Source organism: Flavobacterium sp. H4147, assembly GCF_029360735.1.
Taxonomy (GTDB): Bacteria; Bacteroidota; Bacteroidia; order Flavobacteriales; family Flavobacteriaceae; genus Flavobacterium; species Flavobacterium endoglycinae.
Genome location: NZ_JARKNB010000002.1, coordinates 884,901 through 899,102, shown reverse-complemented (window position 1 = coordinate 899,102; position 14,202 = coordinate 884,901). Strand labels below are relative to the sequence as shown.

Sequence of the window (14,202 nt, the reverse complement as noted above, 5' to 3'; positions counted from 1 at the left end):
CAAAGATGAAAGCGAATATAAAAGCCATTTCGTATTATCTGCCCGAAGCAGTTTTATCAAATGATTTAATCAACAAGGATTTTCCAGAATGGGATATTGAAAAAATTAGTTCGAAAACCGGTATTAATTCCCGTCATATAAGTGCTTCAGATGAGTTCTCGTCAGATATGGCTGTAAAAGCAGCTGAGAAGCTTTTTGCAGAACATCATATTGATAGATCAACGATCGATTTTTTATTGTTCTGCACGCAGAGTCCAGATTATTTTCTGCCAACGACAGCTTGTATTATTCAAGAAAAATTAGGTTTAAATACTTCAATTGGAGCATTAGATTATAATTTAGGATGTTCTGGTTTTGTATACGGATTAAGTCTGGCAAAAGGATTAATCGCTGGTGGAATGGCTAAAAATATTCTGCTGATTACCTCTGAAACCTATTCTAAATTCATTCATCCAAAAGATAAAAGCAATAAAACCATTTTTGGAGATGCCGCTGCCGCAACGCTAATATCAAGCGAAAAAGGCTTTTGTTCGATTGGTGATTTTATTTTTGGAACAGATGGAAAAGGAGCTGAAAATCTTATTGTAAAACAAGGCGGAATGCGTTTTCCAGTTTCAGATAGTAATGACATTGAAGATGAATTTGGAAACATCCGAAACGATAAAAACCTATACATGAACGGAACAGAAATTTTCAATTTTACAGGAGAATTTGTTCCTAAACTTACCGAATCAATTCTGGAAAAATCGAATTTATCAAAAGACGATATCGACCTTTTTATTTTCCATCAAGCTAATAAATACATGCTTAATCATTTAAGGAAAAAGATAAAAATTCCTGAAGATAAATTTTTCATCGCCATGGATCATTGTGGAAATACCGTTTCATCGACCATTCCTATTGCTGTTTATGAAGCTCAGAAACAAGAGAAGTTAACAGATATAAAAAATGTAGTATTGGCAGGTTTTGGCGTGGGATATTCGTGGGCAGCTTGTAATTTAATTATCGAATAATGAAGAATTTAGTAATTGTAGGAGCAAGAGGTTTTGGCAGAGAAGTTTATGATCTTGCCACTCAGTGTGCTGGTTTTAATATAGAGTATATTGTAAAAGGATTTTTGGATGATAAATCCGATGCTCTAGAAGAATTTGCAAACTATCCGCAGATATTATCTTCTGTAGAAGATTATAAAATTGAAGAAAACGATGTTTTTGTCTGCGCGATGGGATCTATAAAATGGAAAAAACATTATGCAGAATTAATTCTTGCAAAAGGAGGGAAGTTCATCAATTTAATTCATCCTTCGACTAAATTAAATACTAATGCAGTCGTAGGAACTGGTTTGCTGGTTTTTATGTATGCTAACATTAGCAATGATTGTATTATAGAAGATTTTGTCACAATTCAAGGTTATGTAGGTTTAGGACACGACACAAAAATATGCAAATGGGCACATTTAAGTTCCTATTCTTTTACAGGCGGTTTTGTTGTTTTGGAAGAAGAAGTAACTTTAAACACAAGAGCTACAGTATTGCCAAACGTTATTGTTCGAAAAGGAGCTACAGTTGGTGCAACGAGTCTGGTTATTAAAAACGTCAAAGAAAATACAACTGTTTTTGGTATTCCGGCTAAGAAAATAGAATTTTAAATTTATTTTTTATAATAAAATTCTTATAAATTCGTTTAAGAAAAACGTTTTTATAATAAGAATATAGTGAATAAAAATAAAACTGTTTTAATGATTTGTTCCTGGCTTGATTACAAGCTAAACTTAGGAAGTTTTTTTATGGAACAAGCTGCAATATTAAGTAATGAATTCAATTTTGTCTTAATAAATTTTAGACCGGTCAAATTTAAAATTAAAAATTACAAGAAGTTTTTTAAGATAGAAAAGAATATCTATGAGAATAAAATTAGTATTCTGTATTTATACTATCCATCGTTTAAAATTTTAAAAAATAAGTATTTTTTAAAATGGATTGAAAAGAAAGCTTTTAGAGTTTTACATCAGTACTTAAAGAAAGATAATATTACAATTGATTTAATTCATGCACAAAGTGTTTTTGACGCTGCATTTTGGGCTTTAAGTTATAATCAAGAATATAAAACGCCATATTTGTTAACCGAACACAATCAATTTACATTGAGGAATGTTGATAAGCAAAAGATTAAAAAGCTGGATATGGTTTTGAAAAAATCTAAATTTAATTTAGTTGTAAGTAATGATGTAATAAGACAATTTGCAACAAATTATTTTTTTAGCGATTTCATAAACATTGGAAATACAGTAGATGAAAAGCTATTTAATAATTGCAATAGAATGAAAAGTAATTTTTTTGAAATTATAACTGTTGGCGCATACGCACCAATAAAAAATCAAATAAAGGCTTTAAGAGCACTAAAGATCATTGATGATTTAAATTACAAAAATATTAGATTCACTTGGATTGGTATTAATGCTTGGGGAAATAATTGCAAAGAAGAAGTTACTAACTTAATCCAAAGTTTTAATTTTAAAAATATTAAAATAAAAGTAGTAGAAACAGCTTCAAAGCAAGAAATCGTTTCAGCATTACAAAAGTCAGATGTTTTTGTATTTACAAGTTTATGTGAAACCTTTGGAATCTCACCTTTAGAGGCTTTGTTTACTGGAGTGCCAGTAATTACTACTCAATCTGGAGGTGTAAATGAATTTATCAATGAAGAAAATGGAGTTATTGTTCCTGTCAAGGATTTTAAAGCCATTGCAGAAAATATTATAAAAATATTGAATAATGAATTAAAGTTTAATTCAGAATTAATATCTAAAAATGCTATTGCAAGTTTTGGAATCAAAGCATTTAAAGAAAAAATAATTCCGATATATAATAAAACTATTAATTCATGAATATTCAAAAAGTAAAAAGCATCTAATAATATGAGAGATCAAAATGCCATTATTTCAAATTGGGAAAATAATGATGCAAAACCAGTAGTCAGCATTTTATGCGATGCTTATAATCATGAAAAATTTATTAAAGAAACTCTGGACGGTTTTCTAAGTCAAAAAACAACTTTTCCTTTTGAAATAATTGTTCATGATGATGCTTCGACAGATAATACACCTGCTATTTTAAAAGAATATGCAGAAAAATATCCGCAGATTGTTAAATGCATTTTACAGAAAGAAAACCAATATTCTAAAAAAGTAAATTTTTGGAGTGATGTCACTTTTCCTATGGCTAAAGGGAAATATATTGCGTTATGTGAAGGCGACGATTACTGGATTGATGAATTTAAATTACAGAAGCAGGTTGATTTTTTAGAGAACAACAACGACTATGTTATTGCGTGGACAGATTATCTTAACAGAAAAGATACTCAATTAGTTCCAAATGATTTTAAAGATACTTTGCCGGAAGTCTATACAATAGATTTTAATACTATTTTACAACCTTATTGTACATATACATTGACTTGTGTTTTCAAAAAAGATGCGGTTGATCCATTGGATTATAAAAAATTTAAATACGGAAAAGACAATACACTCTATGCATTGGCACTTTGCCACGGAAAAGGCGCTTTTATGAATTTTCAAGGAGGCGTATACAGATTGCATTCAGGAGGAGTATATTCGTTAAAAACACCATTTTTCCAACGTTATTCCTCATATTTAAATATTAGGGAAATATTCGAAAATATCCCTCAGTCTAGAACTGCGAATATTAAAAAAGTGATGGGTTCTTTGTTAAAAGCTTCGGCTGTTGAAGCTTTAAAACTTCGTAAGAACGATGAATTTAAAAATGCCGAAGAACCTAAAAAAGCGATTGACGAATTTTTAGAACAAGCATCTTTACTGGTAAAAATTAAATTTTTGTGGCGTTATATAAAATCAAATCTATAACGCTATTTTCCTTTTAAAGATTTAAAATAAATAATCGTTCTGTCCAATAAACTGATTTTGCTGAATAATGAAGCAGCATCATTTTTAAGAAATCTATAAAATGACTTATTATAACTTGCAGCATTTCTTATAGAGCGTATTAAAACCTTATTGATATGTTTTTCAAATAATTCCTGATTGAAATATTGAACCTTAGCGTTTTGAGAAACAAGATATTTAGAAGCATTTATGGCTTCTATAATTTCTTCAGGAGAAAGTTTTTTCTTTAGAGAAACAGCATTTAAGTAAGCATCAATTTTCGGATCAGAATCTGAAATCTCTAAATGTTTAAGCTGATTTATTTTTACTCTTCTTACAGATCGATTTACATTATCGATTTTTGTTTTACTGATATTGGTATTGTGCTGTCTGTAATTTAATAATGATTCAGGAATATTATAAAAGTTAGTTTTAGCCAATAATCGGCTCCATAAATCATAATCTTCAACAGGAACGTAATCATTGTCGAATTTTAAGTTTCCTAAAACTTCTTTTTTAAACATAACGGTTGGATTTCCAATGTTACAACTGTGTAAAAAAGATACTTTTATAGCGTCGCTGTCTACAGCGTGTTTAATAGTTTTGCTTTCAGCTCCAAAAAAAGTAAACCAAGTGCCGCAAAGCCCAATTTCTGGATTATTTTTTAGAAATGTGAATTGTTTTTCAAAACGATTCGGCATCGCAATATCATCGGCATCCATTAAAGCAATATATTCTCCTTTTGCAATATGTATTCCTTCATTTCTAAGATTTGCAGGGCCAACATTTTGTTCTTTATCAATCAAAACAATTCGGTTGTCTATAGCCTTAAATTTGTTAATTATTTCTAAACTTTCATCTGTAGATTTATCGTTTAAAATTATAAGTTCAAATTCTGAAAAAGTTTGGTTCAATATACTTTGAATGCTTTCACCTAAGAAAGGAATTGCATTAAAAACGGGCATTATTACAGAAATTTTAGGTTCTAGCATGATTTTTGTTTTGATAAAACAAAGGTAATATTTAAGTTAAAATTATCTTAAAGAATAAACAGTAATTTTCATTGATAATGTCAGAATGTTATTATCTTTGCCCTAACAAATTTAATTAAATGAAAAAAATTCAGGTTGGATTTTTAGTGTCTTACGACTATGAATTGCTCAAAATTGCAATACCCCAAATTTACAAAGAATCCGATTCGATTTTTTTAGCAATTGATAAGCAGAGAAAAACCTGGAAAGGAGAAACTTTCGAAATAAAAGAAGATTTCTTCGAATGGATAAAATCGATTGATGTTAATTCTAAAATTGAGATTTTAGAAGATAATTTTTATCATCCAGAATTAACAAGCATGCAGTGTGAAGTTTTAGAACGAAAAGCACTTGCAGAGAAAATGGGTATAGGTAATTGGTTGATTCAATTAGATGCAGATGAGTATTTTTTAGATTTCAAAGGATTTGTAGATTTCCTGCGATCTAAAAATCATTATCTTGATAACCCGCAGAAAAACCAAATTCAAATATCTCCGTACTTAATTAATCTTTACAAAAGGGTTGATGATGGTATATTATATGTGGAAAGACCAACGAAAATTATGGTTGCCACAAATTTTCCAAGTTACCGCGTAGGTAGACAAACCCGCAAAAGAATAATTTATTATAAAGGAGCAGTTCTGCATGAATGCATTTCGAGAACAAAAGAAGAACTTGAAATGAAATTCAATAACTGGGGGCACGACACCGATATTAATAAAGAAGAGTTTTTAGAAAAATGGGAAACCGTAAATGAGAGTAATTATAAAACGATGAGAAACTTTTTTTATATGGAACCCGAAAAATGGAAAAAACTGGCTTTCGTAAAAGGCACTACTTTTAATGAAATCGAGAAAAATTTAGATTTTAATGAAGTATTGCCCTCAGGCTTTTACATTTGGAAAAAGAACTTCGGGCAATGGTTTAAACATTTAACTAAAAAATAGTTTATTTCAAGATCTGATGATAAACATTTAAATATTCTGCAGCTGCAATTTTCCAATCGAAACTTGCAGCTCTTTTTTTCAATAAAGGCTCGAGTTCGCTTTTATGATTGTTGAAATGCTCTAATCCTTCAAAAAGAATATTTTTCATGTATTCAGGATCAAAATCACTCCAATAATTAGCGATATCTCCTCCAATTTCAGGAAGCGAAGTCTTGTCTGATAAAAACACGGGCTTTCCAAAGCTCATAGCTTCAATAGGCGGAAGTCCAAATCCTTCTCTTATGGACGGGAAAAGAAATGCAGTACAATTTTTCATGTAAAATTGCTTGGCTTCATCACTTACTTTTCCAGTTAAGAAAACTTGATTCTGCAATCCATTATCATCAATTAATTTTCGAATAACACCACCATATTTTTTAGTATTGTTTCCAGAAATGATTAAATTAAAATCTTTTACCAATTTCATCATGTTCACGATCGAAACATAATTTTTTCGTTCTATAAAATCTCCAATGGTATAAAAAAATGGTTTATCTACAGGAATGTTGCTTGCAAAATTTGTAGTGTCAAGTAAAGTAGATATTGGATTTCCGTTGTAAATGATATGCTCAGGCACATCAGGTACTTTAAAATATTGATGTGTTTGTTTTTTGGCAAACTCAGAAATATAGGTAATAGCAGTTGCCTTATTCAGTTTTTCGATGAATAAACGATTACGTTTATGATTCATATCTGCAGATATTTCTTCTACAAAATTGACATCATGAATCGTAAGAAGGTACTTAGTATCGGTTCTGGGTTCTAATTTAGAATTCTGGTTTACAGAATGCCATAAATCAAATTTATCAAGAGGTCTGAAAGGCTTGTATCTGTGAAAAGATCTGTATTTGTGATATTTAAATTTATCACCAAACTCGTCTTTAAGCAATTCGGGTTTACCTGCGTTTAGGTGAATTTGTAAATCATCAAAAGATAATTGATTTAATCCTTTAATAAGTTCATAATTAAAAGTGCCTAAACCAGTAGCTCGATTGTTTATGTTGTGAGTTTCTAAAAAAACACTTTTCTTTTCTGACATATTTTTTTTAAACGAAAATACAATAATAATTTGAAGTCTAAAATTCTATGTGTATTTTTGTTTATATATAAATCTACTGATGAATTTTAAAGTAAATCCCATTTTTGAAGCTAGTACAGCATTAATTCTTGATAAAATTAAAACGTTTAATACTTCAGGAACTCTTTTTGGTAATGGTGATCGAAATAAAATAAAGCTTTTCAGCCTTGATGATAAAACGATTAATATCAAATCGTTTAAAATTCCAAACCTTATTAATAAAATAGCTTACCGTTATTTTAGAAAATCAAAAGCAAAGCGCTCATTTGAGTTTGCTACTATTTTATTAGAAAAAGGAATCGGAACTCCACAGCCCATTGCATTTCTCGAGAATTTTAATTTAATAGGATTAAAAGATAGTTATTATGCAAGTGAGCACTTAATTACAGAACTCACGTATAGAGAATTAGTTGAAATTCCTGATTATCCGGATCATGACAATATCTTAAGGCAGTTTGTAAAATTTACTTTTGATCTTCATGAAAAAGGAGTTGAATTTTTAGATCATTCTCCAGGAAATACTTTAATTAAAAAAATAGACGATTCTAAATATGAGTTCTTTTTGGTTGATTTAAACCGAATGAATTTTCATAATGCAATGTCTTTTGAACAGCGAATGAACAATTTCAGCCGTTTAACGCCTAAAAAAGAAATGATTGAAGTAATGAGTAACGAATACTCAAAATTCTATACTAGTAAATCTGAATCTGAAATCTTTGAAAAAATGTGGCAGGCGACTTCTACTTTTCAAGAGGAATTTATGAGAAAGAAAAGATTAAAGAAAAAATTGAAATTCTGGAAAAAGTCTTAATTCTTTTTCTTTATTTTTTTTAACTCTCGAAAACGTTCTGCGACACTCAACGCATTTAGATAGCAGATTATAATGCCTTTTTTGCCGTCTAAAAATCCAAAACGAAAAATATATTGATTCAAAAATTGATAAGCAGGTCTGATGTAAAAATGAAAAAACGTTGGATTGGTATTTTTCATTAATTCTTCCTGTGCTTTTAACTGACCGTAAAAGATCATTTTTTGCTTGTAATCTTTGTAATTAGAATAGGAGTAATGCGTTAATCGGTTTTTAAGTATTTTAATTTCACCTTTTACGATTAATTTTTCGTGTACAATTTTATTTAAATTGTAAGCTGCATTTTCCTTTTTAAAAAGACGGATAATTTTATCAGTCTGCCAGCCGCTGAAGCGTAGTTTTTTATCTTCAAAAATAAAATCACGGTACATAAAATAAGCCGCGGCGCTTTTTTCTTGATTTATAACCGTATTGATTTCCTGCTGAAGTTCAGGACTAACTCTTTCATCAGCATCAATAAAAAGTATCCACGGATTTGAAGCAAGTGCGATAGTGTAATTTCGCTGAAGGGCAAAATTATCAAAAACACGTTGGAAAGCTTTTACATTCTTATAGCTGCAAGCAATCTCAAAAGTTTTATCAGTGCTAAAAGAATCAACAACAATAATTTCATCGGCGAAAGCCAGATTGTCAAGAACCTCGCGTATATTAGGTTCTTCATTATGAGTTATTAATAAAGCCGATAATGATTGTTGAGCAGTCATTTTTTTAGCGGATGTTTTTTTCTAGAAATGACTCGATTTTATCCTTAAAATATTCAGGTTTAAATTCCTGATACAAAGACAATGCTTCTTTTTTTAGTGTTTTTTCAGATTTACCTTCAAACAAATCTTCATGATAATCTTTTAAATGCACAGAGAGATGGTGAATTCCATCTTCAAAAGTAGCCCAGATTTTCTTTTCAATCCAAGGAGAAAAAATGATAAATGAAGGTTTTTCAAGTGCTTTTGCCATATTAATTGCACCACCATCATTTCCTATAATAAGATCACATTGATTTACAATACCAATAAATGAGCGAAGATCGCCTCCTAGTAAATCAAAATAAATTTTTTCCTGAGTTGATGGTTTACAGGCATTAAAAACCGTTTTGGCTTCTTCTAACTGTTTTGGGAAGTAGTTAAAGAGAATGTTTACATCAGTAAAATCAGCAATATAATCCACTACTTTCGACATGAATTCTAATGGATACGTTTTTAGTTTTTCACTTCCTAAAAGACTTATCATAACTGTTTTTCGGTCTTTACGTACCTGATGTTTTTCGAATATTGCAATGGCTTCTTGGTTCTCTTTTTCAGAAACAAATAATTTAGGAACAGGATCAATTTCTATCTTTAAATCAAGTGGTTCTAATAACGATAAACGTCTTTCGATTGCCAATCCTAAATTGGTTTTAGGAAAAGGTTCAAAAGGCACATTATCGGTATACAGAAAACTTCTGCCGGGTTTTTTATAGGAAATTCTTCTTTTGGCGTTGCTTAAAAATACCAAAATCCAACTTTCTAGTTTAGAATAAGCGTCAATTACTAGATCATATTTTTCTTTTCTAATCTGTAAGCCCAGATTTAAGAGCTCTTTTTTACTTTGACGATGCTTTTCTTCGAATAAAATGATATTGTCAATATTTGGATTTCCTTCTAAAACAGCAGTTGTAGAAGCGTAAACCAGATAATCTATTTGCGCATTTGGATAAGCTGTACGCAGATTATTGCATATAATACTGCTGACCAAAACGTCGCCAATCATTTTTTGTTGAATAACAAGTATCTTCATGTAAAACTCTTAATCGGATTAAGTGGTACAAATTGAAGCAAAAAAAATCCAAATTCCAATCATTACAATTGGAATTTGGATTTTTTAGTATGTTTTTCTTTAAATGTTAAACCGCAACATCGTATTCACGAAGTGCATTGTTTAAAGAAGTTTTTAAATCTGTAGATGGTTTACGAGTACCAATAATTAAAGCACAAGGAACTTGATATTCTCCAGCCGCAAACTTTTTAGTATAACTTCCAGGAATTACTACAGAACGAGCAGGGACATAACCTTTCATTTCAACTGGCTCATCTCCTGTAACATCTATAATTTTTGTAGATGCAGTAAGACATACGTTTGCTCCAAGAACTGCTTCTTTTCCAACGTGGACACCTTCAACAACGATACAACGAGAACCAATAAAAGCACCATCTTCAATAATAACCGGAGCTGCTTGTAATGGCTCAAGAACACCACCAATACCAACACCACCGCTTAAGTGAACGTTTTTACCAATTTGAGCGCAGCTTCCTACAGTTGCCCACGTGTCAACCATTGTTCCTTCGTCTACATAAGCACCAATGTTTACATAACTTGGCATTAAGATTACACCACTCGAAATGTAAGCTCCGTAACGCGCAACAGCGTTCGGTACTACACGAATTCCTTTTTCAGCATAATTTCTTTTTAGTAACATTTTATCATGGTATTCAAAAATACCAGATTCCCATGTTTCCATTTTTTGAATTGGGAAATACATTACAACGGCTTTCTTCACCCATTCGTTTACCTGCCATTTGTCACCAACAGGTTCAGCAACACGTAATTTTCCTGCGTCTACTAATTCGATAACTTCTCTAATAGCATCTGTTGTAGTAGTTTCTTGTAATAAAGCTCTGTTTTCCCAAGCTTGTTCAATTATAGTCTGTAAAGAATTCATAGTTTAAATTTTTGGCAAAGATAAGGTATTTACAGAAAAGCAAAAAAGTTAAACGGTTTGAAAGTGTTACAGATTTAACTTTTTGTTTTTAATTTGAGAAATAAATTATTCTCAGAATAGTATAATTGGATTTAATATACCCCTAAAAGTTTTTTTTATATCAAAATATGATAAAAATCAGATTTTGACCTTTTTGTTCTCTCTACTTTTGACCTAATAATTCTTACGAGCTAGAATTAAGAAACATTAATTTAATGGATTAGATATGAATCAGGAAAATCAGCCTCGAACTCCAGTTACCATTATTGATAAAGAAGTTACCTGGGACAAAACACAAGTAATTATGAGTAAAACAAATGCTTTTGGTATTATAGAATATGCCAATGAAGTTTTTGTTGATGTTTGTGGTTACGAAGATTACGAATTGATGGGGCAGCCCCATAATATTATTCGTCATCCGGATATGCCGAAAGTTATTTTTAAAGTACTTTGGGAAAATCTTAAAAATGGAAAAAACTTTCACGCTATTGTAAAAAATCTCGCAAAATCAGGAAGATACTATTGGGTAATTACTGATTTCGATATTGCAAGAGATGAGAATGGAGTGATTGTAAATTACTTTGGAAGAAGACAATCTGTTCCTCAAGAAGTAATTGCCATGCATATTGAGCCATTGTATAAAAAGTTACTTCAGATAGAAGCAGCAAGTGGAGTTGAGTTCAGTGAGAAATATTTAATTGGGTTCTTAGAAGAAAAAAATAGAACGTATGTTGAATACATAAAGGAGTTAATTTACGAACATGAAAAGAATCAAGCAAAATTTGCTCATTATGAAGAAGAGAATGATGAGGAAGAGGAGCATAGAGGTTTTTTCAGCCGTTTATTTAATCGATAAATCAGAATAATTTTTTAGGTTTTAAATATTTAGGTTCAGTCCGCTTTGGAATTTTTCAGGGCGGACTTTTGGATTTTTATATTTTAATTAATATCCTCAATCTAAGTTAAATTCAAATAAAATGTATTTGAAAAGGCTTATATTTGTATACTAAAGAAAATGTTATGGAAGCGATTAGATTGGAATTTCAACCGGAGATTAAAGAAAAAATATTGAAAGTATTGAGTTCTTTTTCTTCAGATGAATTAAAGATAATACCGGAAGATCCTGATTTTGATAATAATAAAAAGAAAGTACATGAGGCATACACCAAATTGAAAAGCGGAACTTCAAAATTGTATACTGTAGAAGAAGTTGATGAAATTCTGGAAAAAACAATTTCTAAATATGAAGATTAGTTTTACTGAAGATTTTTTGTTTGCTTTAAATAACCAAGTTCATTATATAGCCAAAGATAAACCAAGAGCGGCTAGAAAATTTAAAAATGATTTAATAAAAAATATAAAGAAAGATATTCAAAACCCTTTTCATTTTAAAAAATCAAGATACTTTGAAAATGAAAATATTAGAGATTATGTTTTTAAGGGATATGTTTCTATCTATGAGGTAAATGTTGATGAAAATAAAGTTGTCTTCTTTGCTTTCATTAAGTATAGAAATTCTTTATAAGTTTCTGAAATTTCCTTTCTATCTTTGATAAAAAAATCAAAATGCCAAGAATTCTTTCTATAGACTACGGACAAAAACGCACAGGAATTGCTGTTACTGACGAAATGCAGATCATAGCATCTGGTTTAACCACAATTCCAACACATACTTTAATAGACTTCTTAAAAGATTATTTCTTTAAAGAAAAAGTAGAAGCAGTTTTAATTGGCGAGCCTAAGCAAATGAACGGACAGCCATCTGAAAGTGCATCAGTGATTAATGGATTTGTAACTCATTTTTCAAATATTTTTCCAGATATGAAAGTAATTCGAGTAGATGAACGCTTTACTTCAAAAATGGCATTTCAAACTATGATAGATAGTGGACTTAGTAAAAAACAGCGCCAAAATAAAGGGTTGATTGATGAAATTTCCGCAACAATTATGCTTCAAGACTATCTTTCTTCTAATCGATTCTGACTTTACAGCCGATTAATTTCACTTTATTTAGAAAAAAATATGATTTTCTAACTTTTATCATGCAGATTTTAGTTTTTTTTTGCGTTTGAAAAAAGTACCTTTGCATTTTTAAAAACAAATACTGTTATGCCTGACAATACAATACGTTCCAGTAGTGATGTAGTGCTTATTGGAGCTGGAATTATGAGTGCAACTCTTGGAGTTATTTTGAAAGAGCTGCAACCGGATATACAAATTGAAATCTACGAAAGATTAGATGTTGCAGCAGCCGAAAGTTCAGATGCTTGGAATAATGCCGGAACCGGACATTCTGCTTTTTGTGAACTTAATTACACGCCTGAAAAGCCTGACGGAAGTATTGATCCTAAAAAAGCAATCAGTATTGCAGAATCTTTTGAAATTTCACGTCAGTTTTGGGCATATCTTGTAGAACAGAAAAAAGTTCCATCTCCTGAAAATTTTATAAAAAGCGTTCCTCACATGAGTTTTGTTTGGGGAGATAAAAACGTTGAATACCTTAAAAAGAGATTTGAAGCACTTCAAAGTAATCCAATTTTTGCTGACATGACTTTCAGTACAGATCCTGAGCAGTTAAAAGAGTGGATGCCGCTTGTGATGGAAGGCAGAGATGAAGGAGAAAAATTAGCTGCAACTCACATGGAAATGGGAACAGATGTTAATTTTGGAGCTCTTACCAGAAGTATGTTTAATTACCTTGAGAAGTTAGATGGGGTTAAATTATTCTTCAATCACGAAGTAAAGAAATTAAGACAGCGCGAAGATAAATCATGGAGAATTAAAATAACCGATATTGCAACCGGACAAAAACGTAAAGCATATCCAAAATTTGTCTTTATTGGAGCTGGTGGCGGTTCATTACCATTGTTGGAAAAAGCAAATGTACCTGAAGGACACGGTTACGGAGGTTTCCCTGTAAGCGGTCAATGGTTAAAATGTACCAACCCTGAAGTTATCGCAAAACACCAGGCAAAAGTATATGGAAAAGCAAGTGTGGGCGCTCCGCCAATGTCTGTTCCGCATATTGATACTCGTGTAATTGATGGCGAAAAAGCGCTTCTTTTCGGACCTTTCGCAGGATTCTCAACACGTTTCCTTAAAAATGGATCGTATTTAGATTTACCTTTATCGATAAAAGCAAATAACTTAATTCCGATGTTATCTGCTGGATATCATAACATTCCTCTAACGAAATACTTAATTGAGCAAGTACGTCAGTCACCAAAAGACAGAATGAAAGCGCTTCGCGAATATCTGCCTACTGCACGTTCAAAAGACTGGAAACTGGAAAGAGCAGGACAACGTGTTCAGGTAATTAAAAAAGACGAAAAAGAAGGTGGCGTTTTAGAATTTGGTACAGAAGTAATTAATACACATGACGGAACTTTAGCTGTTTTATTAGGAGCTTCTCCGGGTGCTTCAACAGCTGTAGCGATTATGATTGATTTAATCAGCAGATGTTTTACCAATCAAATTAAAACCCCAGAATGGGAAGCCAAAATGAAAGAAATGATTCCTTCTTATGGTAGAACATTAAACGATAAACCTGAACTTTTAGCAGAAGTAAGAAAACATACTGCAGAGGTTTTAAAAATAAAATAAT

General features: G+C 31.0%; 16 protein-coding genes. 11 read left to right on the top strand and 5 right to left on the bottom strand.

Features of this window, described 5'->3' with window-relative positions; translation table 11 throughout:
- Window positions 1-5 precede the first annotated feature (5 nt).
- From P2W75_RS11695 to P2W75_RS11680, 4 genes are all read left to right on the top strand, one after another.
- Entirely contained in the window at window positions 6-1,013 is a 1,008-nt protein-coding gene (locus P2W75_RS11695) for a ketoacyl-ACP synthase III (protein WP_276380612.1), read from the top strand.
- Window positions 1,013-1,648 carry a sialic acid O-acetyltransferase gene (locus P2W75_RS11690; protein ID WP_276380611.1) on the top strand — a complete coding sequence of 212 codons (636 nt, stop codon included), beginning with the start codon at window positions 1,013-1,015 and terminating at the stop codon, window positions 1,646-1,648. The genes P2W75_RS11695 and P2W75_RS11690 overlap by 1 nt, the downstream gene beginning before the upstream one ends.
- Window positions 1,649-1,714: 66 nt before the next feature.
- Window positions 1,715-2,887 (top strand): glycosyltransferase family 4 protein, encoded by a 1,173-nt coding sequence (locus tag P2W75_RS11685; RefSeq protein ID WP_276380610.1) that lies wholly within the window; start codon window positions 1,715-1,717, stop codon window positions 2,885-2,887.
- Window positions 2,888-2,917: 30 nt separating this feature from the next.
- Window positions 2,918-3,883, top strand: coding sequence for a glycosyltransferase (locus P2W75_RS11680; RefSeq protein ID WP_276380609.1), 966 nt, complete (start codon window positions 2,918-2,920; stop codon window positions 3,881-3,883).
- Window positions 3,884-3,885: 2 nt separating this feature from the next.
- Here the strand turns inward: P2W75_RS11680 and P2W75_RS11675 are convergent, their stop codons facing one another.
- Window positions 3,886-4,893 (bottom strand): glycosyltransferase family 2 protein, encoded by a 1,008-nt coding sequence (locus tag P2W75_RS11675; RefSeq protein ID WP_276380608.1) that lies wholly within the window; start codon window positions 4,891-4,893, stop codon window positions 3,886-3,888.
- Between the two features lie 119 nt (window positions 4,894-5,012).
- Here P2W75_RS11675 and P2W75_RS11670 point away from each other — a divergent pair, with 119 nt between their 5' ends.
- Window positions 5,013-5,879: a hypothetical protein gene (locus P2W75_RS11670; protein WP_207296931.1), complete on the top strand. Its 867-nt coding sequence runs from the start codon at window positions 5,013-5,015 to the stop codon at window positions 5,877-5,879.
- 1 nt (window position 5,880) lies between these two features.
- Here the strand turns inward: P2W75_RS11670 and P2W75_RS11665 are convergent, their stop codons facing one another.
- Complete coding sequence (locus P2W75_RS11665; protein ID WP_207296930.1) at window positions 5,881-6,957, bottom strand: glycosyltransferase family 1 protein; 1,077 nt, start codon at window positions 6,955-6,957, stop codon at window positions 5,881-5,883.
- Between the two features lie 79 nt (window positions 6,958-7,036).
- Between P2W75_RS11665 and P2W75_RS11660 the strand changes: the two genes are divergently transcribed.
- Window positions 7,037-7,807 carry a Kdo domain containing protein gene (locus P2W75_RS11660; protein WP_276380607.1) on the top strand — a complete coding sequence of 257 codons (771 nt, stop codon included), beginning with the start codon at window positions 7,037-7,039 and terminating at the stop codon, window positions 7,805-7,807.
- Here P2W75_RS11660 and P2W75_RS11655 read toward each other — a convergent pair.
- The 3 genes from P2W75_RS11655 to P2W75_RS11645 all read right to left on the bottom strand — a co-directional run bounded on the left by P2W75_RS11655 (window position 7,804) and on the right by P2W75_RS11645 (window position 10,559).
- On the bottom strand, window positions 7,804-8,568 hold the full coding sequence (locus P2W75_RS11655) for a glycosyltransferase family 2 protein (RefSeq protein ID WP_276380606.1): 765 nt from the start codon (window positions 8,566-8,568) through the stop codon (window positions 7,804-7,806). The genes P2W75_RS11660 and P2W75_RS11655 overlap by 4 nt on opposite strands.
- A 4-nt stretch (window positions 8,569-8,572) precedes the next feature.
- A complete protein-coding gene (locus P2W75_RS11650) occupies window positions 8,573-9,637 on the bottom strand; it encodes a glycosyltransferase family 9 protein (protein WP_276380605.1) in 1,065 nt (354 codons plus the stop codon).
- 106 nt (window positions 9,638-9,743) lie between these two features.
- Window positions 9,744-10,559, bottom strand: coding sequence for a 2,3,4,5-tetrahydropyridine-2,6-dicarboxylate N-succinyltransferase (locus P2W75_RS11645; protein WP_008462641.1), 816 nt, complete (start codon window positions 10,557-10,559; stop codon window positions 9,744-9,746).
- A gap of 265 nt (window positions 10,560-10,824) precedes the next feature.
- On the opposite strand from P2W75_RS11645, the gene P2W75_RS11640 reads away from it, so the two are divergent.
- The 5 genes from P2W75_RS11640 to P2W75_RS11620 all read left to right on the top strand — a co-directional run bounded on the left by P2W75_RS11640 (window position 10,825) and on the right by P2W75_RS11620 (window position 14,201).
- Window positions 10,825-11,454 (top strand): PAS domain-containing protein, encoded by a 630-nt coding sequence (locus tag P2W75_RS11640; RefSeq protein ID WP_276380604.1) that lies wholly within the window; start codon window positions 10,825-10,827, stop codon window positions 11,452-11,454.
- 164 nt (window positions 11,455-11,618) lie between these two features.
- The gene (locus P2W75_RS11635) at window positions 11,619-11,852 is read left to right on the top strand and encodes a hypothetical protein (protein WP_276380603.1); all 234 of its coding nucleotides are present in this window, start codon (window positions 11,619-11,621) and stop codon (window positions 11,850-11,852) included.
- On the top strand, window positions 11,842-12,123 hold the full coding sequence (locus P2W75_RS11630) for a type II toxin-antitoxin system RelE/ParE family toxin (RefSeq protein ID WP_207296924.1): 282 nt from the start codon (window positions 11,842-11,844) through the stop codon (window positions 12,121-12,123). Before P2W75_RS11635 ends, P2W75_RS11630 begins: the two co-directional genes overlap by 11 nt.
- 41 nt (window positions 12,124-12,164) lie before the next feature.
- Window positions 12,165-12,581 carry a Holliday junction resolvase RuvX gene (ruvX, locus tag P2W75_RS11625; protein ID WP_276380602.1) on the top strand — a complete coding sequence of 139 codons (417 nt, stop codon included), beginning with the start codon at window positions 12,165-12,167 and terminating at the stop codon, window positions 12,579-12,581.
- Between the two features lie 126 nt (window positions 12,582-12,707).
- Complete coding sequence (locus P2W75_RS11620; protein WP_276380601.1) at window positions 12,708-14,201, top strand: malate:quinone oxidoreductase; 1,494 nt, start codon at window positions 12,708-12,710, stop codon at window positions 14,199-14,201.
- Window position 14,202 lies beyond the last annotated feature (1 nt).

What these genes read in the sequence shown, in the direction of transcription:
- P2W75_RS11695 (WP_276380612.1), top strand. Translation starts at nt 6, where the DNA reads ATGAAAGCGAATATAAAAGCCATTTCGTATTATCTGCCCGAAGCAGTT.
- P2W75_RS11690 (WP_276380611.1), top strand. Translation starts at nt 1,013, where the DNA reads ATGAAGAATTTAGTAATTGTAGGAGCAAGAGGTTTTGGCAGAGAAGTT.
- P2W75_RS11675 (WP_276380608.1), bottom strand. Translation starts at nt 4,893, where the DNA reads ATGCTAGAACCTAAAATTTCTGTAATAATGCCCGTTTTTAATGCAATT.
- P2W75_RS11660 (WP_276380607.1), top strand. Translation starts at nt 7,037, where the DNA reads ATGAATTTTAAAGTAAATCCCATTTTTGAAGCTAGTACAGCATTAATT.
- P2W75_RS11645 (WP_008462641.1), bottom strand. Translation starts at nt 10,559, where the DNA reads ATGAATTCTTTACAGACTATAATTGAACAAGCTTGGGAAAACAGAGCT.
- P2W75_RS11680 (WP_276380609.1), top strand. Translation starts at nt 2,918, where the DNA reads ATGAGAGATCAAAATGCCATTATTTCAAATTGGGAAAATAATGATGCA.
- P2W75_RS11635 (WP_276380603.1), top strand. Translation starts at nt 11,619, where the DNA reads ATGGAAGCGATTAGATTGGAATTTCAACCGGAGATTAAAGAAAAAATA.
- P2W75_RS11630 (WP_207296924.1), top strand. Translation starts at nt 11,842, where the DNA reads ATGAAGATTAGTTTTACTGAAGATTTTTTGTTTGCTTTAAATAACCAA.
- P2W75_RS11650 (WP_276380605.1), bottom strand. Translation starts at nt 9,637, where the DNA reads ATGAAGATACTTGTTATTCAACAAAAAATGATTGGCGACGTTTTGGTC.
- P2W75_RS11640 (WP_276380604.1), top strand. Translation starts at nt 10,825, where the DNA reads ATGAATCAGGAAAATCAGCCTCGAACTCCAGTTACCATTATTGATAAA.
- ruvX (WP_276380602.1), top strand. Translation starts at nt 12,165, where the DNA reads ATGCCAAGAATTCTTTCTATAGACTACGGACAAAAACGCACAGGAATT.
- P2W75_RS11655 (WP_276380606.1), bottom strand. Translation starts at nt 8,568, where the DNA reads ATGACTGCTCAACAATCATTATCGGCTTTATTAATAACTCATAATGAA.
- P2W75_RS11665 (WP_207296930.1), bottom strand. Translation starts at nt 6,957, where the DNA reads ATGTCAGAAAAGAAAAGTGTTTTTTTAGAAACTCACAACATAAACAAT.
- P2W75_RS11620 (WP_276380601.1), top strand. Translation starts at nt 12,708, where the DNA reads ATGCCTGACAATACAATACGTTCCAGTAGTGATGTAGTGCTTATTGGA.
- P2W75_RS11670 (WP_207296931.1), top strand. Translation starts at nt 5,013, where the DNA reads ATGAAAAAAATTCAGGTTGGATTTTTAGTGTCTTACGACTATGAATTG.